The sequence below is a fragment of the Kitasatospora sp. MBT66 genome (assembly GCF_000710405.2).
Lineage (GTDB): Bacteria > Actinomycetota > Actinomycetes > Streptomycetales > Streptomycetaceae > Kitasatospora > Kitasatospora purpeofusca.
Genome location: NZ_JAIY01000017.1, coordinates 18436 through 40257, shown reverse-complemented (window position 1 = coordinate 40257; position 21822 = coordinate 18436). Strand labels below are relative to the sequence as shown.

General features: G+C 76.4%; 2 protein-coding genes. Both read left to right on the top strand.

Translation table 11 applies throughout. The annotated features are described in order from the left end of the window. On the top strand, positions 1–6744 hold a 6744-nt coding region (locus BI06_RS39075), incomplete at its 5' end, for a type I polyketide synthase (protein ID WP_149030636.1). A gap of 16 nt (positions 6745–6760) precedes the next feature. Then, on the top strand, positions 6761–21820 hold the full coding sequence (locus BI06_RS39070; RefSeq protein ID WP_043476519.1) for a type I polyketide synthase: 15060 nt from the start codon (positions 6761–6763) through the stop codon (positions 21818–21820). Positions 21821–21822 lie beyond the last annotated feature (2 nt).

Below are 21822 nucleotides of genomic sequence, written 5' to 3'. Positions count from 1 at the left end.
GTCACCGCCGGCGCCACCGCCGCCCCCACCGCCCGCCGTACCGGCCCGCCCGTGCCGCTGCTGCTCTCGGCCGGCACACCGGAGGCCCTGCGGGCCCAGGCCGACCGGCTGGTGGGCCGGCTCGATGCCGACCCGGACGTCGAACTGGCGGACGTCGCCTACTCGCTCGCCACGGGACGGGCCCCGCTCGAACACCGGGCCGCCGTCCTGGGACGGGACCGGGAATCCGTCCGGCACGCGCTCACCGCACTCGCGCGCGGCACGGCAGCGGGCCGACTGCTCACCGGCGGCGCCGTGCGCTCCGGCCGGACCGCCTTCCTCTTCCCGGGACAGGGCAGCCAGCGGGCCGGGGCCGGTGCGGAGCTCTACCGCGAGGACCCGGTGTTCGCCGACGCCCTCGACGAGGTGCTGACCGCCCTGGACCCGCACCTCGACCTGGGCCTGCGCGACGTCCTGTTCGCCGAGCCCGGAACCCCCGGTGCGGAGCTGCTCGACCGCACCCGGTACACCCAGCCCGCGCTGTTCGCCCTGGGGACGGCGCTGTTCCGGCTCGTCCGGCACTGGGGCGTACGGCCGGACCTGCTGATGGGACACTCCATCGGCGAACTCACCGCCGCCCACGTGGCGGGCGTGCTGGACCTGCCCGACGCCTGCGCACTGGTGGCGGCCCGGGGACGGCTGATGGACGAACTGCCCGAGGGCGGGGCGATGGTGGCGGTGGAGGCCACCGAGGAGGAAGTGCGCCGGGCCCTGCTGGACGACCGCGCCGGGCACCCCGTTCCGGAGCGGGAAGCGGACCTCGGCCGGAACACGGGCCGGGACGCGGGGCAGGACGCCGTGGACATCGCCGCCGTCAACGGGCCCACCTCCGTGGTCCTGTCCGGTGACGCGGACGCGGTACAGCGCCTGGCCGGGGCCTTCCGCTCCCGAGGACGGCGCACCCGGCGCCTGAGCGTGAGCCACGCGTTCCACTCCGCCCGGATGGACGGCATGCTCGACGCGTTCCGGGACGTGGCCGAGTCGCTGGCCTACCACGCGCCGGGCATCGAGATCGTCTCCAACCTGACCGGGCGTACGGCCACGGCCGCCGAACTCCGTTCCCCCGACCACTGGGTACGCCACGTCCGGGGCACCGTGCGCTTCCTGGAAGGGGCCCGCCGGCTGCGGGCCGAGGGTGCGACGACGTACCTCGAACTCGGACCGGGCGGCGTGCTGTCGGGCATGCTCCACGCCTGCCTCCCCGACCCCACCTCCGATCCCACCTCCGACTCCGACTCCGGCTCCACGCCCGGCTCCAGCTCCGGCTCCACGTCCGGCTCCGGCTCCACCCCGGGCGGCGCCGGGACGGTGCCGCTGCTGCGCGACGGCCGGGGCGAGTCGGACGCGGTCCGCACCGCACTCGCCTCGCTGCACCTGCGCGGCGTGGCGGTGGACTGGTCGGCGGGCTGGAGCGGCACCGACGTGCGGCGGGTCGACCTGCCCACCTACGCCTTCCAGCGCAGGCGCTTCTGGCCGGAAGCCGCACTGGACCCGGCCCCCGCCGCCTGGCGCTCCCGCCGGGGGACCGCCGTCCCCGCGGTCCCCGCCGGCCCCCAGCGCTACCGCATCGCCTGGGAGCCGCTCACCGGGCCCGCGCAGCCCGCCCTCTCCGGCCGCTGGCTGCTCGTCACCCCGGACGGACCCGGCGCCGAGGACACCGCACTCGCCTGCGAACAGGCCCTCGCCGGGCACGGTGCCGACGTGGTCGTGATCCGGGTCGGGGCCGCCGTCGAATGCGCCGAACTGGCGCTGCTCCTCCCGGAGTTCGGTGTTCTGGGGGGCGTCCTGTCCCTGCTGGCCCTGGCCGAGGGACCCCACCCGGACCTGCGGACGCTCGACGCCGGTCTGACCGGGACCCTGCTGCTGCTCCAGGCCCTGGGCGACAGCGGCATCGACGCACCCCTGTGGTGCGCCACCCGCGGCGCCGTGGCGGCGCGCGGCACGGAGGAGGTCCGCCCCGAGCAGGCCCAGGTGTGGGGCCTGGGCCGGGTGGCGGCACTGGAGCACCCGCAGCGCTGGGGCGGCCTGGTCGACCTGCCGGACCTGCTGGACGGGCCCGCGCTGGACGGGCTGTGCGCGGTGCTGGCCGGACGGGACGGCGAGGACCAGGTCGCCGTACGCGGCCCGGAGGCGTTGGGCCGCCGGCTCGTCCACGCGGCGGAGCCCGCGACACCCGCGCCCGCACCGTGGACGCCGCGCGGCACGGTCCTCGTCACCGGCGGCACCGGTGGCCTCGGCGCCCAGGTGGCGCGCTGGCTGGCGGAGCGCGGCGCGGAACACCTCGTCCTCCTCGGCCGGCGGGGCCCCGAGGCCCCCGGGGCCGACACGCTGGTCGACGCCCTGGCGGCGCTCGGCGCCCGGAGCACCCTGCTGGCCTGCGACGCCGCCGACCGGGCCGCGCTGGAACGGGTCCTGGAGCGGCTGGACGACGAGGGCGACACCGTACGGGCCGTGGTGCACGCCGCGGGCCTCACCTCGGACACCCTGCTGACGGACTGCACGCCGGAGGAGCTGGCCCAGCGGACGGCCGCCAAGACGCGCGGCGCGGCCCACCTCGACGCCCTGTTCGAGGGTCGCCCGCTGGACGCCTTCGTACTGTTCTCCTCGATCTCGGCCACCTGGGGCAGTGGCGGACAGGGCGCGTACGCGGCGGCCAACGCCTACCTGGACGGCCTCGCCGCGGCGCGGCGCGGCCGGGGCCTGGCGGCGACCTCGGTGGCCTGGGGCCCCTGGGCCGGCGCGGGCATGGCCGACGGCGCCGTGGGCGACGGCCTGCGCCGCCACGGGCTGGTGCCGATGGCCCCTGCGGCGGCGCTCTCCGCGCTCGGCCTGGTGCTCGCCCTGGACGAGGGCGAAGCGGTCGTCGCCGAGCTGGACTGGAGCCGCTTCGCGCCCATCTTCGGTTCGGCGCGGGCCAGCGCGCTGCTGCGCGACCTGCCGGCCGCCCGGGCGGCCGGCGGCCCCGCGGCTGCGGACACCTCCACCGGGTCCGGACCCGGTACCGGCGGCGACCCGGCGTGGTCGCACCGGCTGCACCGGCTGTCCGGACCGGAGGGCCGCAAACTGCTGACCGAGCTGGTCCGGAGCGAAGCGGCCGCCGTGCTGGGCCACGAGTCGGCCGCCGGCTTCGCGGCCGACCGCCCGTTCCGCGAGGTGGGCTTCGACTCGCTCACCGCCGTGGAACTCCGCAACCGGCTGGTCGAGGCCACCGCTCTGCCGCTCACGCTCACCTCGGTCTTCGACCACCCGACGGCAACCGCCCTGGCTGCCCACCTCTTCGCCGGGCTGAGCGGCACGGAACCGGACGCCGACGGCACGATGGGCAGGACCAGCACGACCAGCACGACCGGCACCACGGGGAGGGACTCCGCGGCCGCCCCTGCGGCGGCCGACGAACCCCTGGCGATCGTCTCGATGGCCTGCCGGTTCCCGGGCGGCGTTCGCTCGCCCGAGGACCTGTGGCGACTGGTGGCCGACGGAGTGGACGCGGTCGCCGCGCTGCCCGCCGACCGCGGCTGGCCGCTGGACACCCTCTACGACCCGGACCCCCTGCACCCGGGCACCTTCTACACCGAGGGCGGCGGATTCCTGGACGGGGCGGCCGAGTTCGACGCGGAGTTCTTCGGCATCTCCCCGCGCGAGGCACTGGCCATGGACCCGCAGCAGCGGCTGCTGCTCGAAACCAGCTGGGAGGCACTGGAGCGGGCCGGACTCGATCCCGCGTCGGTGCGCGGCAGCGAGGGCGGCGTCTACGTCGGCGTCGCCGCCCAGGGCTACGGCACCGGCCCGCAGGACCCGTCCGACGAGGTCGAGGGGCACCTCCTCAGCGGCACGGTCACCAGCGTCGCCTCCGGCCGCATCGCCTACACCCTCGGCCTCGGCGGCCCCGCCGTGACCGTGGAGACGGCCTGCTCGTCCTCGCTGGTGGCACTGCACCTGGCCGGCCAGGCCCTGCGGGCCGGGGACTGCTCGTTCGCGCTGGTCGGCGGCGCCGCGGTGATGGCCAGCCCGGACGTCTTCGTCGAGTTCAGCCGTCAGCAGGGCCTGTCGCCCGACGGCCGCTGCCGCTCCTTCGCCGAAGGGGCGAACGGTACGGGCTGGGGCGAAGGGGTGGGTGTCCTGCTCGTGGAACGCCTCTCCGACGCGCGCAGCCTCGGGCATCCGGTCCTCGCCCTCGTCCGGGGCACCGCGGTGAACCAGGACGGTGCCACCAACGGCCTCACCGCGCCGAGCGGCCCCGCGCAGCAGCGGGTGATCAGGGCCGCGCTGGCCACGGCGGGACTGTCCGGCGCCGACATCGACCTCGTCGAGGCGCACGGAACCGGCACCGTGCTCGGCGACCCCATCGAGGCGCAGGCCCTGCTGGCCACCTACGGCCAGGACCGGCCCGCCGACCGCCCGCTGTGGCTGGGGTCGCTGAAGTCCAACATCGGGCACACCCAGGCCGCCGCCGGGGTCGCCGGGGTGATCAAGACGGTGCTCGCACTGCGGAACGGTGTGCTCCCCGCCACCCTGCACGCACAGGAGGCGTCCAGCCGGGTGGACTGGTCGGCCGGCGCGGTCCGGCTGCTCGCCGAGGCCCGCCCCTGGGACGCTCCGGACGGGGACCGGCCGCGCCGGGCCGGCGTCTCCGCGTTCGGCATGAGCGGCACCAACGCCCACGCCGTCCTGGAGGAGGCACCCGCCGAGGACGCCCCGCTGTCCGGAGGCACCCACGGCGAACCGTCCGAGGACACCGGGGCCACCGTCCCGTGGCTGCTCTCCGCCACGACCCCCGCGGCCCTGCGCCGGCAGGCGCGCCGACTGGGCGAGCACCTGCGGGCCGACCCCGCCGGGGGCGCCGCCGGACCGGCTCACGCGCTCGCCACCACCCGCCCCGCCCTGGCCTTCCGGGCGGCCGCCACCGGCCGCGACCGCGACGCGCTGCTCGGCTGGCTGGACGCCCTCGCGGCGGGAGAGCCCGCACCCGACGCCGTGCAGGACCGGGCCCGCGGCGGCCGTACGGCCTTCGTCTTCCCCGGCCAGGGCTCGCAGTGGGCCGGCATGGCCGTGGCGGCCCTCGACACCTCCGAGGCGTTCGCCGCCGCCATAGCCGACTGCGAACGGGCACTCGCCCCGCACACCGACTGGTCGCTGACCGACGTGCTGCGCGGTGCGCCCGGCGCACCGACGCTCGACCGCGTGGACGTCGTCCAGCCGGTGCTCTTCGCCGTGATGGTCGCGCTGGCCGCGCACTGGCGCGCCACCGGAGTCACCCCGGACGCCGTCGTCGGGCACAGCCAGGGCGAGATCGCCGCCGCCTGCGTCGCCGGAGCGCTGTCGCTCGACGACGCGGCCCTCGTGGTTGCGCTGCGCAGCCGGGCGCTGCTGAGGCTGGCCGGACGCGGCGGCATGGTGTCGGTCGCCGCCTCCGCCGAGCGGACCACGAGTCTGCTGCCCGCCGGCGGACGTGTCTGCGTGGCCGCGGTGAACGGCCCCGGAGCCGTGGTCGTCGCCGGGGAGCCCCAGGAGCTGGCCGCGCTGCTCGCGGCCTGCGAGCGGGAAGGCGTCCGGGCCAGGACGATCCCGGTGGACTACGCGGCCCACTCGGCCCAGGTCGCCGAGATCGAGGACGAGCTGCGCGAAGCCCTCACCGGGATACGCCCCCGTGCCTCGGCCGTCCCGATCTACTCGACGGTGACCGGTGGACCCGTCGCCGGAGAGTCGCTCGACGCCGCCTACTGGTACCGCAACCTGCGCGAGCCGGTCGACTTCGTCGGCGCGACCCGCGCCCTGCTGGACGCGGGTCACACCCTGGCCGTCGAGGTCAGCCCGCATCCGGTGCTGCTCGCCGGGATCGAGGCGGTGGCCGCGGAGGCCGGGCGGGAGGTGTCGGCGGTCGGCACGCTGCGGCGCGGCGACGGTGGCCGGGACCGGCTGCTGGCCTCACTGACCGAGGCGTGGGCGGCCGGCGGCGGTCCGGTGGACTGGTCGCCCTGGACGGGGGACCCCGGGCCGGACGGCCCGGCACCCGTCCTGCTGCCGACGTACCCGTTCCAGCGCGACCGGTACTGGCTGCCCACACCGGGCCGGACGGCCGCCGCGGTCACTGCCTCGGCCACCACCTCGGTGCCGGCCGAGGAGACCGCGCAGGCGGCGGGCGACGACGACGGCACCCCCGCCGTACGACTGGCCGCCCGGCTGGCCCCGCTGGACCGGCGGGCCCGCCGTCAGGCGGTGCTCGACCTGGTCGTCCGGCACGCGGCCGCGGTCCTCGGCCACCCCGGAACCGGTCCGGTGCGCGCGGAACGCGCCTTCTCCGAGGTCGGCTTCGACTCGATGCTCGCGGTGCGGTTCAGGAACGCGCTGTGCGAGGCCACCGGGCTGGCCGTCCCGCCGACGGTCGTCTTCGACCACCCGACGCCCGAGGCGCTCGCCGACTACCTGGACGCGGAGCTGTCCGCCGCGCCCGAACCGCCCTCGCCGCTGCTGGCCGAGCTGGACCGGCTGGCCGCGCTGCTCGCGGCCGTCCCGCCCGGAGCGGCCGACACCGACGGGGTCGGCGACCGACTGGACGAACTGCTGCGCGGCTGGGGCCGGCGCGCCGGCGCACCCGGCGGCGGGGCACAGCCGCCCGGACCGGTGGACGACCTGGCCGCGGCGACGGAAACGGCGACAGCGGACGAGCTGTTCGCCCTGATCGACAACGACTTCGGAAACGCCTGAGAGAGAGCTGGCCCTGATGTCCGACGACAAGAAGCTGCTCGAGTACCTCAGGCGCGCCACCGCGGACCTCGGTGACGCCAGGAGGCAGCTGCGCGAGGCCGAGCAGGCCCGCCACGAACCGATCGCCATCGTCTCGATGGCCTGCCGCTACCCCGGCGGCGTCGACACGCCCGAACTGCTGTGGGACCTGGTCTCCCGGGGCGCCGACGCGGTCTCCACCTGGCCGGTCAACCGCGGCTGGGACCTGGAGGGCCTGTACGACCCGGACCCCGAGCGGCCCGGTACCTCCTACACCCGGCACGGCGGCTTCCTGCACGACGCGGCCGAGTTCGACGCGGAGTTCTTCGGCATCTCGCCGCGCGAGGCCCTGGCGACGGACCCGCAGCAGCGGCTGGCGCTGGAGACCGCCTGGGAGGCGGTAGAGCGGGCCGCCATCGACCCCCGCACGCTGCGCCGCACCGGCACGGGTGTCTTCCTCGGGGCGATCGGCAACGGCTACGGCGCGGGCTCGCGCCACCTCCCCGAGGTCCAGGGCCTGCTGGACACCGGGACGGCGAGCAGTGTGGTCTCCGGCCGGATCGCCTACACCCTGGGCCTGGAAGGGCCCGCGGTGACCGTGGACACGGCCTGCTCCTCCTCCCTGGTCGCCCTGCACCTGGCGATCCGGGCCCTGCGGGCGGGGGACTGCACGCTCGCCCTGGCCGGCGGGGTGTCGGTGATGGCGACCCCCGACGCGTTCGTGGCGTTCAGCCGCCAGCGCGCGTTGTCGGCCGACGGCCGCTGCAAGGCGTTCGGGGCCGACGCGGACGGGACCGGCTGGTCCGAGGGCGTCGGCGTGCTGCTGCTGGAGCGGTTGTCGGACGCCCGCCGCAACGGACACCCGGTGCTGGCGGTCGTTCGCGGTTCCGCCACGAACCAGGACGGTGCGAGCAACGGCCTGACGGCGCCCAGCGGTCCGTCGCAGCAGCGGGTGATCCGGGCGGCGCTGGCGGACGCGGGGCTGACGGCGTCCGAGGTGGACGTGGTGGAGGCGCACGGCACCGGTACCACGCTGGGCGACCCGATCGAGGCGCAGGCGCTGCTGGCGACGTACGGTCAGGACCGGCCAGCCGAACGACCTTTGTGGCTGGGCTCGTTGAAGTCGAACATCGGCCACACCTCGGCGGCGGCCGGAGTGGGCGGCGTCATCAAGATGGTGCTGGCGATCGAGCACGGCGAACTGCCCAGGACCCTGCACGCGGACCGGCCGACGCCCATGGTCGACTGGTCGTCGGGAGCCGTGGAGGTCCTCTCCGAGGCCCGTGCCTGGGACGACACGGGACGCCCGCGCAGGGCCGGCGTGTCCGCCTTCGGTGTCAGCGGCACCAACGCGCACCTGATCCTGGAACAGGCCCCGGCGGAGGAAGCCGAACCGGTGGCCGAGGCCGAGGCCGGTGGCGACGCGTTCCCGCTGCCCTGGGTGCTGTCGGGGCGTACCGACGAGGCCCTGCGCGACCGGGCGGTCCAACTGCTGGCACACCTGGGCGCCGCTCCCGGACCTCTGCGGGCCGCCGACACGGGCCGCGCGCTCGCCCTCACGCGCACCGCCTTCGAGCGGCGGGCCGTGGTCGTGGGCACCGACCCGGACGGGCTGATCGACGGTGTGAAGGCCCTGGCCGAGGGCCGGACGGTGCCGGGGCTGGTACGGGGCGACGGGGTGTCGTCGGGTCGTTCGGTGTTGGTGTTCCCGGGGCAGGGTTCGCAGTGGGTGGGGATGGCTGCGGGTCTGTTGGCCGGGTCGGAGGTTTTTGCGGGGCGGATGGCGGAGTGCGAACGGGCTCTGGCTCCTTATGTCGACTGGTCGTTGACGGAGGCGTTGGGTTCGGAGGCGCTGTTGGCGCGGGTGGATGTGGTGCAGCCGGTGTTGTGGGCGGTGATGGTGTCGCTGGCGGAGGTGTGGCGTTCGTTCGGCGTCGTCCCGGACGGCGTGGTGGGTCACTCGCAGGGTGAGATCGCTGCCGCCTGCGTGGCCGGCGGCCTGAGTCTGGAGGACGGAGCGCGGGTGGTGGCGTTGCGTTCCCGCGCGATCAGGGTGCTGGCGGGTCGTGGCGGCATGGCGTCGCTGCCTCTGCCGGTGGACGTGGCGCGGGAGCGGATAGACCCGTGGGCGGACCGGTTGTCGGTGGCGGCGGTCAACGGCCCGTCGTCGACGGTGGTGTCGGGCGACGCGGACGCGGTCACGGCACTCGTGGACGCCCTGGTCGGCGAGGGTGTGCGGGCCCGGGTGATCGCGGTCGATTACGCGTCGCACTCCGCGCACGTGGAGGAGATCCGCGAGCGCCTGCTGTCCGACCTGGAGGACATCACCCCTCTCTCCGCTTCGGTGCCGTTCTTCTCGACGGTGACGGGCGACTGGCTGGACACCAAGGCCCTGGACGCGGAGTACTGGTACCGGAACCTGCGGGAGACGGTCGAGTTCGAGCGGGCCACGGAGACACTGCTGGGCGAGGGCTTCCGGTTCTTCGTCGAGTCCAGCCCGCACCCCGTGCTCACCTTCGGTGTCCAGCAGACCGCCGACGCGGCCGACACCGCCGGCTCCGCGCAGGGCCCCGCCGTGGCCGTGGGCACACTGCGGCGCGGCGAGAGCGGCCTCGACCGCTTCCTGACGTCCCTGGGCGAGGCCCACGTGGGCGGTCTGCTGCCCGACTGGGACCGGGTGTTCGCCGGACACCGTCCGGGCGGTGTCTCCCTGCCCACCTACCCCTTCCAGCGTCGCCCGTACTGGCTGGAGGACACCGGCCCCGCGGCGGGCGGTCCCTCCGGAACGGCCCCGGCGGGCGACGACCTCTGGGAGGCCCTGGGCGGGGGTGATCTGGACCGGTTCACCACGGCCCTCGGGGTGGCGCCCGAGGACCCGCTGAACGTGGTGCTCCCCGCGCTCGCCACCTGGCGCACCGAGCGCACCGAGCGTTCGGTGGTCGACTCCTGGCGCTACCGCGTGACCTGGCGGGCCCTGCCCGACGGCCCTCCGGCCGCACTGGACGGCAGCTGGCTCGTCCTGTCGTCGGACGGTCAGCCCGAGGACGGGGCAAGCCGGTCGGAGGCGACCGTCCACGTGCTGGAGCAGGCCGGGGCCCCGGTGGTCCACCTGCGGATCACCGAGGCGGAGGCCGACCGCGCCGTGCTGGCCGACCGGGTCCGCGCGTCCCTCGACGCGCTGCCCGGACCGGTGACGGGAGTGCTGTCGCTGCTGGGCCTCGACGAGCGCCCGCACCCGGCGCACCTCTCCGTCCCGCTGGGCACCGCGCTCAACCTGGCGCTGGTGCAGGCCCTCGGCGACGCCGGGACCGACGCGCCCCTGTGGTGGGCGACCCGGGGCGCGGTGTCGGTCGGGGACACCGGCAACGGGAGTCCGGTCAGCGCCGCGCAGAGTCTGCTGTGGGGTCTGGGCCGGGTCGCCGCACTGGAGTTCCCGCAGCGCTGGGGCGGTCTGATCGACCTCCCGGAGGTCCTGGACGCGGACACCGCCGCACGGCTGTGCCGGGTACTGGCCGGCGGGGCCGGGGACGAGGACCAGGTGGCCGTACGCGCCTCCGGCTGCCACGGCCGGCGGCTGGTCCGATCTGCCCTGGGCGACACCGAACCGCGGCGGAGGTGGCAGCCCGGGGGCACCGTGCTGATCACCGGCGGTACCGGTGGGATCGGCGCGCAGATCGCGCGCTGGCTGGCCCGGCGGGGAGCCAGGCACCTGGTACTGGTGAGCCGGCGCGGCGCGGACGCGCCGGGTGCGCCGGAGCTCTCCGAGGAACTGGCCGCCCTCGGCGCCCGGGTCACCCTGGCCTCGTGCGACGTCGGCGACCTGGAGGCCCTGCGCGCGCTGAAGGACGGCCTCGAACACGACGGCCACCGGATCAGTACCGTCTTCCACGCCGCGGGTGCCGGGCTGCTGGTGCCGCTTCCCGACACCGACGCGGACGAGTTCGCCGACACCTTCCACGCCAAGGCCGGCGGGGCCAGGAACCTGGACCTGCTCTTCGACCGGGACACGCTCGACGCGTTCGTGCTGTTCTCCTCCATCTCCGGGGTGTGGGGCAGCGCCGTCCACGGCGCCTACGCCGCCGCCAACGCCTACCTCGACGGCCTGGCCGAGGACCGCAGGAGCCGGGGCCTCGCCGCGACCTCCGTGGTGTGGGGGATCTGGAACCCCGAGGGCGGGGCCGGGATGGCGGCCGAACTGGCGGAGGAGACCCTGCGCGGCCACGGTGTGCTCTTCATGCCGCCCGCGGTCGCGATCACCGGGCTCCAGCAGGTCCTGGACCACGACGAGACGGTGGTCGTGGTCGCCGACATCGACTGGGACCGCTTCGCGACGGTCTTCACCTCGGCCCGCCCCAGCCCGCTGATCGGGGAACTCCCCGAGGTGCGCGCCGCGCTGGCCGCCGAACCGGAGACCGGCGGGACCGGGGCCGAGGGAGCGCCCTCGGCACTGCGCGACCGGCTGGCGCCGCTTCCGGCGGCCGAGCGGACCAGGACGCTGGTCGACCTGGTCCGGACCCACGCGGCCGCCGTCCTCGGCCACGACTCGCCGGACGCCGTCGCCCCCGGCCGTGCCTTCCGCGACCTGGGCTTCGACTCGCTGACCGCCGTGGACATGCGCAACCGGCTCAACACCGCCACCGGCCTGCGGCTCCCGGTCACCGTCGTCTTCGACTACTCGTCGGCGACCGCGCTCGCCCGGCGCCTGGAGACCGGACTGCTGGGCGCCGCCGAGGAGCCCGCCACCGTCCCGCCGCCCCCGCCGGCGGCACCCGGCGCGGACGACGACCCCGTCGTGATCGTCTCCATGAGCTGCCGCTACCCGGGCGGCGTACGCACCCCCGAGGACCTGTGGCGCCTGGTCGCCGACGGGCGCGACGCCGTCTCCGGGCTGCCGTCCGACCGGGGCTGGGACCTCGACGCGCTGTACGACGCGGACCCCGACCGGCCCGGCCGGAGCTACGCCGCCGCGGGCGGGTTCGTCAGCGACGCGGACCGCTTCGACCCCGGATTCTTCGGGATCTCCCCGCGCGAGGCCCTGGCCATGGACCCGCAGCAGCGACTGCTGCTCGAAACCTCCTGGGAGGCGATCGAGCGCGCCGGCATCGACCCGGCGTCCCTGCACGGCACCCCGACCGGGGTCTTCGCCGGCGCCTCCTACCAGGGCTACGGCGGCAACCTGCGCGACGTCCCCGAGGAGTTGGAGGGCCTGTTCATCGCAGGCATCTCCACCAGCGTCCTGTCCGGGCGGGTCGCCTACCAGCTCGGCCTCCAGGGGCCCGCCGTGACCGTGGACACGGCCTGCTCCTCGTCGCTGGTGGCGGTCCACCTCGCCGCGCAGTCGCTGCGCTCGGGCGAATGCGCGCTGGCCCTGGCCGGCGGTGTCACGGTGATGGGCACCCCGCTGTCGTTCACCGGCTTCAGCCGGCAGCGCGGGCTCGCCGAGGACGGCCGCTGCAAGTCCTTCGCCGCCTCGGCGGACGGCTTCGGCATGGCCGAGGGCGTCGGCCTGCTGCTCCTGGAACGCCTCTCCGACGCCCGCCGCAACGGCCACCCGGTGCTCGCGGTGCTGCGCGGCTCGGCCATCAACCAGGACGGCGCGAGCAACGGGCTGACCGCGCCCAGCGGCCTGGCCCAGCAGCGGGTGATCCGCGACGCGCTGGCGAACGCCCGGCTGACGGCCGCCGACGTGGACGCCGTCGAGGCGCACGGCACCGGTACCCGGCTGGGCGACCCGATCGAGGCCGACGCGCTGCTGGCCACCTACGGCCAGGACCGGCCGGCCGACCGGCCGGTGCGGCTCGGGTCGCTGAAGTCGAACATCGGGCACACCCAGGCCGCCGCCGGGGTCGGCGGCATCATCAAGATGGTGCTGGCCATGGAGCACGGCGAGCTGCCGCGGACCCTGCACATCGACCGGCCGTCCCCGAACGTCGACTGGACTGCGGGCGCCGTCGCCCTGCTGACCGAGGCCGAGCCCTGGCCGGAGACCGGCCGACCGCGCCGGGCCGGAGTGTCCTCGTTCGGCCTGAGCGGCACCAACGCCCATGTCGTCGTCGAGCAGCCGCCCGCCGAGCCCGCACCCGCCGCCGAAGCGTCCGCCGTTCCGTCCGCCGAGTCGGGCGCGACGGATCCGCACACCGCGCCGACCGCCGTCCCGTGGGTCCTGTCCGGGCGGACCGCCGAGGCGGTGAAGGCCCAGGCGGAACGGCTGCACGCGCATCTGACGGAGCACCCGGAGCTGTCCTCCGTCGACGTCGGCCACTCCCTGGCCATCACCAGGACCGCCTTCGAGCACCGCGCCGCCGTCGTCGGCGCCGACCGCGCGACCCTGCTGGGCGGCCTGGCCGCGCTGGCCGCGGGGGGCCGCGCACCCGGCCTGGTCGAAGGCACCGTCGCCCGGTCGGCCAGGACCGTCCTCGTCTTCCCCGGCCAGGGCTCCCAGTGGGCCGGCATGGCCCGGGAACTGCTCGACCACGCCCCGGCCTTCGCCGACCGGATCGCGGCCTGCGAGCGCGCCCTCGCCCCGCACCTGGACTGGTCGCTGCTCGCGGTCCTGCGGGAGGAGCCCGACGCGCCCCCGCTGGACCGGGTGGACGTGGTGCAGCCGGTGCTGTTCGCCGTGATGGTGTCGCTGGCCGAACTGTGGCGGGCGCACGGCATCGTCCCCCACGCCGTGGTCGGCCACTCCCAGGGGGAGATCGCCGCCGCCTGCGTGGCCGGCGCGCTGTCGCTGGACGACGCGGCCCGGATCGTCGCCCTGCGCAGCCGGGCCCTGCTGGCCCTGACCGGGCGCGGCGGCATGCTGTTCGTGCCGCAGCCGGTCGAAGCCGTGCGCGACACACTGTCCGCCCGCTACCCGGAACTCGACGTCGCCGCGGTCAACGGGCCGACCTCGGTGACGGTCTCCGGCGACCCGGCGGCACTGGAACGACTGCGCGACCAGTACTCCGAGGCCGGCGTCCTGACCTGGCCGGTCCCCGGCGTGGACTTCGCCGGGCACTCGCCCCAGGTGGAGGAGCTCCGGGAGGAACTGCTCACCCTCCTCGCCGGCACTGCGCCGCGCACGTCCGACATCCCGTTCTACTCGACGGTCAGCGGCGGCCCCCTGGACACCCTGGGCCTGGACGCCGGGTACTGGTACGAGAACCTGCGCCGGCCGGTGGAGTTCGGACGGGCGGTCGACGCACTCATCGCCGACGGGCACCACACCTTCGTCGAGTGCAGCACCCACCCCGCGCTGACCGTCTGGCTCCAGCAGGCCGTCGAAGCGGCCGGGGCCGGCGACGGGGCCGTCGTCGGCACCCTGCGCCGCAGCGAGGGCGGCCCCGGCCGCTTCCTCGCCGCGCTCACCGAACTCCACGTACGCGGACTGCCGGTGGACTGGGGCACGGTGTTCGCCGGAACCGGCGCGCGCACGCGCACCCTGCCCACCTACGCCTTCCAGCAGCAGCGCTACTGGCTGGACAGCGCCCCCGACCGGCCCGCCGACGCCCTCACCGGCACGGACGCCACGACCGGCACCGGCCCGGCCGACTCCGGCTTCTGGGAGGCGGTCGACCACGGCGACCTGGACGCCCTCGCCAGCACCCTGCGGGTCGAGGACGGTGAACTGAGGGCCTCCCTCGCCTCCCTGGTGCCCACCCTCGCCGAGTGGGCGCGCGGCCGGGCCGGCGACCGGACCGCCGACAGCTGGCGCTACCGGGTCGCCTGGAAGCCCCTGCCGGCGCCCGAGCGGCCCCGGCTCGACGGCGGCTGGCTCGTCGTCGCCCCGGCCGGCGCCGCCGACGACCCGGCCGTCGCGTTCGCCGTGGACGCCCTGCGCGGACACGGCGCCGCACCCGTCCTGGTCGAGGCGGCCGCCGACGCGACCGACCGGACCCGGTTCGCCGCACTGCTCCGCGACGCCCAGGAGCGGACCGAAGGGCCGCCCGCCGGAATCCTGTCGCTGCTCGCCCTGGCCGAGGAGCCGCACGGCGACGGCTCGGCGCTCCCCCTCGGCCTCACCCTGACGGTCGCGCTCCTCCAGGCCCTGGGCGACCTCGGAACCGACACCCCGCTCTGGGGCGCCACCCGGGGCGCGGTGTCGGTCGGCCGCTCCGACCGGATCGACAGCACGCTCCAGGCCCTGGTCTGGGGCCTCGGCGCGGTCGCCGGTGTCGAGTACCCGCAGCGCTGGGCCGGCCTGGTCGACCTGCCGCGACAGCTCGACGACCGGGCCGCGACCCGGCTCGCCGGAGCACTGACGGGCCCCGACGGCGAGGACCAGCTGGCGGTACGCGCCACCGGCCTCTACGGCCGCCGGGTCGTCCACGCCGGACTCGGCGACACCGCCCCCGTGCGCGACTGGACACCCGAGGGCACGGTCCTGATCACCGGCGGCACCGGCGGCCTCGGCGCCCAGATCGCCCGATCGCTCGCCCGCACCGGCACCGCGCACCTGCTGCTCACCAGCCGGCGCGGCGCACAGGCCCCGGGGGCCGAAGAGCTGCTGGCCGAACTGCGCGGCCTCGGCGCCGAGGCCACCGCGGTGGCCTGCGACGTCGCCGACCGGGACGCACTGGCGGAACTGCTCGCCGGCATCCCGGCCGAGCGCCCGCTGCGCGCCGTCCTGCACACCGCGGGCGTCCTCGACGACGGGGTGATCGACTCGATCACCCCCGAACGCGCGGCCGGCGTACTGCGCCCCAAGCTCGACGGCGCACACAACCTCGACGCGCTCACCCGCGGACTCGACCTGACCGCCTTCGTACTGTTCTCCTCGCTCGCCGGCACGCTCGGCGGCACCGGCCAGGGCAGCTACGCCGCCGCCAACGCCTACCTCGACGCCCTCGCCCGGCAGCGCCGCGACCTCGGCCTGCCCGGCACCTCGGTGGCCTGGGGCCTGTGGGGCGGCGAAAGCCTCGCCTCCGGAGCGGTCGCCGAACGGCTGATCCGGGACGGCCTGCCCGCCATGGATCCCGCCACGGCCACGATCGCGCTGCGCCGGGCCCTCGACCACGAGGACACGGCCGTCCTCGTCGCCGACTTCGCCTGGGACCGCTTCACCCGGGCGTTCACCGCGCTCCGGCCCAGTGCCGCCCTCGGGGACCTGCCGGAGGTGCGGGACGCACTCGCCGCCGCGGGCGGCTCCCGGAGCAGGGCCGACGGCGCCGAGCCGCCGGCCCTGCGGCTGGCCGCGCTGCCCCCGGCGGAACGGGACCGGGCCCTGCTGGACCTGGTCCGCTCCGAGGTCGCCGCCGTGCTCGGCCACCCCGGGCCCGAGGCGGTGGGACCCGACCAGGCGTTCAAGGAGATCGGCTTCGACTCGCTGACCGCCGTCGAACTGCGCAACCGGCTCGCCGCGGCCACCGGCCTGCGCCTGTCGGTGACCCTGGCCTTCGACTACCCCACGGCCACGGCGCTGGCCGGACACCTGCGAGCCGAACTGCCGGGTGCACCCGCCGCGCAGACGGCCGACGCCCCCGGGAGGGCGAGCGCGGCCGCCGCGGTCCCCGAGGACGAGGCGATCGCCGTGGTCGCCATGAGCTGCCGCTACCCCGGCGGCGTCACCACCCCCGAGGAGCTGTGGGAGCTCGTCGCGGGCGGACGGGACGCGATCACCGGATTCCCCACCGGACGGGGCTGGGACCTGGACGGCCTCTACGACCCCGACCCGGACCGGGTCGGCAGCACCTACGCACGGGAGGGCGGCTTCCTCCACGACGCCGACCGCTTCGACCCGGCCTTCTTCGGGATCTCCCCGCGCGAGGCGCTGACCATCGACCCCCAGCAGCGGCTGCTGCTGGAACTCTCCTGGGAGGCGTTCGAACGGGCCGGCATCGACCCGCTGTCGCTCAAGGGCAGCGCGAGCGGCGTCTTCGTCGGCTGCAGCCACCACGACTACGGATCGCGCGTCGCCGAACCCTCCGAGGAGTTCGAGGGCTACCTCGGCATCGGCAGCGCGGGCAGCGTGGCGTCCGGGCGGATCTCCTACAGCCTCGGCCTCGAAGGGCCCGCGGTGACCGTCGACACGGCATGCTCCTCGTCGCTGGTCGCCGTCCACCTCGCGGCCCGGTCGCTGCGGGCCGGCGAATGCTCGCTGGCACTCGCGGGCGGCGTGACCGTGATGTCGACACCGGGCGCGTTCGTGGAGTTCAGCCGGCAGCGGGTGCTCGCCGAGGACGGCCGCTGCAAGCCCTTCGCCGCCGCCGCCGACGGCACCTCCTGGGCCGAGGGCGCCGGGCTGCTCGTCCTGGAACGCCTCTCGGACGCCCGGCGCAACGGCCACCCGGTGCTCGCCCTGGTCCGCGGCTCCGCCGTCAACCAGGACGGTGCCAGCAACGGCCTGACCGCCCCCAACGGGCCCTCCCAGCAGCGGGTGATCCGGGCGGCCCTCGCCGACGCCGGACTGACCGCCGCCGAGGTCGACGCGGTGGAGGCGCACGGCACCGGGACCAGGCTGGGCGACCCGATCGAGGCCCAGGCACTCCTGGCCACCTACGGCCGGGAACGCGACGCGCAGGAGCCGCTGCTGCTGGGGTCGCTGAAGTCGAACATCGGACACAGCCAGGCCGCCGCCGGAGTCGCCGGCATCATCAAGATGGTGCAGGCCATGCGGCACGGGGCGCTGCCGCGCACCCTCCACGTCGACGCGCCGACACCCCACGTGGACTGGGCGGCCGGCGCGGTCCGGCTGCTCACCGAGGACACCCCGTGGCCGGAGACCGGCCGCCCCCGGCGGGCCGCGGTGTCGTCCTTCGGAGTCAGCGGCACCAACGCCCACACCATCCTCGAACAGCCCGCCGAACCGGCCCCGGCCACCGCCCCCGCGCCGGCCCCGGCCGCCGTCCCCGCGTTGCCCTGGCTGCTCTCCGCCCGCAGTGCGGACGCACTGGGGGAGCAGGCAGCCCGGTTGCTCCGGCACGTGGAGCACGCCCCGACCCTCGCCGTCGCGGACCTGGGCCGCTCCCTGGCACTGAACCGCAGCGCCTTCGAGCACCGGGCCGCCCTCACCGGCACGGACCGGGAGACCCTGCTCCAGGGGCTCGCCGCCCTCGCCGCCGGCGAGCCGTCGGCGGACCTGGTGCGCGGTGTCACCGGCGCGGCCGTGAAGACCGCCTTCCTGTTCCCCGGCCAGGGCAGCCAGCGCACCGGCATGGGCGCCGAACTGTACGCGCGGTTCCCGGTCTTCGCCGACGCCTTCGACGCGGTCTGCGCGGAACTCGACCCGCTGCTCGACCGCCCGCTGAGGGAGGTGATCGACGCGGCCCCCGGCGACCCCGGCCACGGTCTGCTGGACCGCACCGAGTACACCCAGCCCGCCCTGTTCGCCCTCGGCGTCGCCCTGTTCCGCCTCGTCGAGCACTGGGGCGTGCGTCCCGACCGGCTGCTCGGCCACTCCGTGGGAGAGCTGGCCGCCGCCCATGTCGCCGGGGTGTTCGCCCTGCCCGACGCCGCGGCGCTGGTGGTCGCGCGGGGACGGCTGATGCAGGCCCTCCCGGAGGGCGGCGCGATGGCCGCCCTCGCCGCGGGGGAGGAGGAGGTGCTGCCGCTGCTCGCGGGCCGCGAGAGCGAGGTCGGCCTGGCCGCGGTCAACGGCCCGGCCTCGACCGTGATCTCCGGCGCCGCCGCGGTGGTGGACGAGATCGCCGCCGTGCTCGCCGCGCGCGGCCGCAAGACCCGACGGCTGCGGGTCTCCCACGCCTTCCACTCGCCCCTCATGGAGCCGATGCTCGCCGAGTTCCGCGAGGTCGCGGCCCGGATCGTCGCGGGGGAGCCCACCGTCCCTGTCGTCTCCGACCTGACGGGCCGGCCGGCCACCGCCGAGCAGCTCGGCTCCCCGGACTACTGGGTGGAGCACGTGCGCGGCACCGTCCGCTTCCAGGACGGCGTACGCCACCTGGAACGCGACGGCGTGACCGCGTTCCTGGAGCTCGGGCCCGACGGCGCGCTCACCGCGATGGGCCAGGACTGCCTGACCGGCGCCACCGGCGACCCCGGCGACGCCTGCGGCCCCGTGCTGGTGCCCCTGCTGCGCAAGGACCGGCCCGAAGCACCCGCGGCGACGGCCGCCCTGGCCCGGCTGCACGTCACGGGCGTCCCCGTGGACTGGAACACCGTCCACGCCGGCGGCCCGTCCCGCCCCGCCGTCGACCTGCCGACCTACGCCTTCCAGCGCGGCAGCTACTGGCTGGAGGGCGGCCCGGCCTCGGCCGGCCTGCCCGCGGCCGGACTGCTGACGGTCGACCACCCGCTGCTCGGCGCCGGAACGGAACTCGCGGACTCCGACGGTTTCCTCTTCACCGGCAGGTTCTCGGTCCGCAGCCACCCCTGGCTGGCCGACCACGGCGTCTACGACGGCGTGCTGTTCCCCGCCACCGCGTTCCTGGAACTCGCGGTCCGCGCGGGCGACCAGGTCGGCTGCGACCGGGTCGAGGAACTGACCCTGGAGGCACCGCTGGTGCTCCCGGCGGGCGGGGCAGTCGCACTCCAGCTCACCGTCGGAAGCCCGGACGCCGCCGGCACCCGCGCGCTGAGCGTTCACGCCCGGGCCGCCGCCGACGGTCCCGACGCCCCCTGGACCCGGCACGCGAGCGGCCTGCTCACCTCCGCCGGAGCCCCGGAGCCGGCGGACCGGGCGGACCAGGTCGACCCGGCGGACCCGGAGGCCTGGCCGCCGCCCGGAGCCGTCCCGCTCGACACGGACGGCCTGTACGACCGCTTCGCGGGCGGCGGATTCGCCTACGGCCCCGCGTTCCAGGGCCTGCGCGCGGCCTGGCGGCTCGGTGACGAGGTGTACGCCGTCGCGAGCCTGCCGGAGCAGCAGCAGCCGGACGCCGCCGCGTTCGGCCTGCACCCGGCCCTGCTGGACGCGGCCCTGCACGCGCTGGTGTTCGACGTCCTGGAGGGACCCGCGCAGGGCTGGCTGCCGTTCTCCTGGAACGGGGTGCGGCTGCACGCCTCCGGCGCCACCGAACTCCGGCTGCGGCTGACCCCCACCGGCCGCGACGCCGTCGCCGTACGTGCGACCGACGCCACCGGGCGGCCGGTGCTCTCGGCCCGCTCCCTCGTCCTGCGGCCCGTCTCGGCCGACCGCTTCAAGGCCGGCCGCGCCGGACACCACGAGGACCTGTTCCGCCCCGAGTGGCAGGCCCTGCCCGAGCGCGCCGCGACGGCCACCGCGCCCGACCCGGAGTCCTGGACCGTGCTCGGCACCGGGACGCCCCCGCCCTCCGGCGCCGCGCCGCTCCCCGGCCGGACGGTCCCCGACCTCGCCGCACTGTCCGCACTGCTCGACGCGGGCGCCCCGCAGCCCCGGCTGGTCCTGGCCGCCTGCCCGCCCGCCCCGGCCCCGCACGCACCGCCCGGCACCCTCCGCGACGCGGTCCACGACGGCCTCGGCAACGTGCTCGCCCTGCTGCGCGACTGGCTCGCCGACGAGCGCCTGACCGGCTCCAGGCTGGTCCTGGTCACCAGCGGCGCCGTCCCGGTGACCGGCGACGACGTCCCGGATCCGGCCGCGGCCGCGCTCTGGGGCCTGGTCCGCTCGGCGCAGACCGAGAACCCCGACCGCTTCGTCCTGCTGGACCTGGATTCCCACGACACCCCGCCCGCCCTGCTCGCCGAAGCCCTCGCCTCCGGGGAACCCCAGCTCGCGATCCGGGCCGGGGCCGTCCACGTCGCCCGGCTGGCCCGGGTACCGCTGGCCGCCGCCGGGCGCACACCCGGCTGGGGCGGCGACGGAACCGTCCTGATCACCGGCGGCACCGGCGCCATCGGCGCCCACGTCGCCCGCCACCTGGCCGCCGAACACGGCGTCCGGCACCTGCTGCTGACCAGCCGCAGCGGCCCCGCCGCCGACGGCGCGGCGGAACTCCTCGCCGAACTCGCCGCCCTGGGCGCGCACGCCGAGATCACCGCCTGCGACGCCGCCGACCGCGACGCCCTCGCGGCCCTGCTGGCCGCCCTGCCCCCCGCGCAACCTCTGACCGGGGTGGTGCACGCCGCCGGTGTCCTGGCCGACGGCGTCGTCGCCACCATGATGCCCGAGCAACTGGACCTCGTCCTGCGCCCCAAGGTGGACGCGGCGATCAACCTGCACGAACTCACGGCCGGTCTCGACCTGTCGGAGTTCGTCCTGTTCTCGTCCATCGCCGGAGTCTTCGGCGGCATGGGCCAGGGCAACTACGCCGCCGCCAACGCCTTCCTGGACGCCCTGGCCCACCGGCGCCGCGCCGACGGGCTGCCCGGCCGCTCCCTCGCCTGGGGCCTGTGGGCCAACAGCACCGGGATGACCGGCGGGCTCACCGAGGCCGACCTGCGACGGATCGCCCGGGGCGGGATCGTCGCCTTCGACCCCGCCCGGGGCCTGGAGCTCCTCGACCTGGCCGGCACCCTCGACGAGCCGGTCGTCCTCCCGCTGCGGCTCGACACCGCGGCCGTCCGCGCCCAGGCCGCCACCGGCGGCGTCCCCGCCCTGCTGCGCGGCCTGGTGCGCCCCGCCGCCCGGCGCGTCGCCGCCGGCACCGGCCCCGACGGGCCCGAGGCCCTGAAGCAGCGCCTCGGCTCCCTCAACGAGACCCAGCGCGGCCGGGTCCTCCTCGACCTGGTCCGCTCCCACGCCGCCCTGGTGCTCGGCCACAGCAGCCCGGCCGCGGTCGAGCCCGGACGCGGCCTGCTGGAGGTCGGCTTCGACTCGCTGACCGCGGTGGAACTGCGCAACCGGCTGCGCGCCGCCACCGGCCACCCCCTGCCGGCCACCCTGCTCTTCGACCACCCCACCCCGGCCGCGATCGCCGGACACCTCGCCGCCGAGCTGGTCCCCGACGCCGGGCCCGGCCCGGTCCCCGGCCTCGCCGAACTGGACCGCCTGGAGGACGCCCTCGACGGCGCCCTCGACGACCCGGCGGACCGCGACCGGCTCGCCGAACGGCTCCGGGAGATCGTGGGCCGCCTCGGCCTGGCGGTCACCGCGGCCGGCGGCGACGGCACGGCGGCCGACTCCATCGAGGACCGCATGGACGGCGCCAGCGACGACGAACTCTTCGACCTCATCGACAACGAACTCGGCCTGTCATGACA

Excerpts from the sequence above, each read along its gene's own strand:
- BI06_RS39070 (WP_043476519.1), top strand. The coding sequence starts at position 6,761 with ATGTCCGACGACAAGAAGCTGCTCGAGTACCTCAGGCGCGCCACCGCG.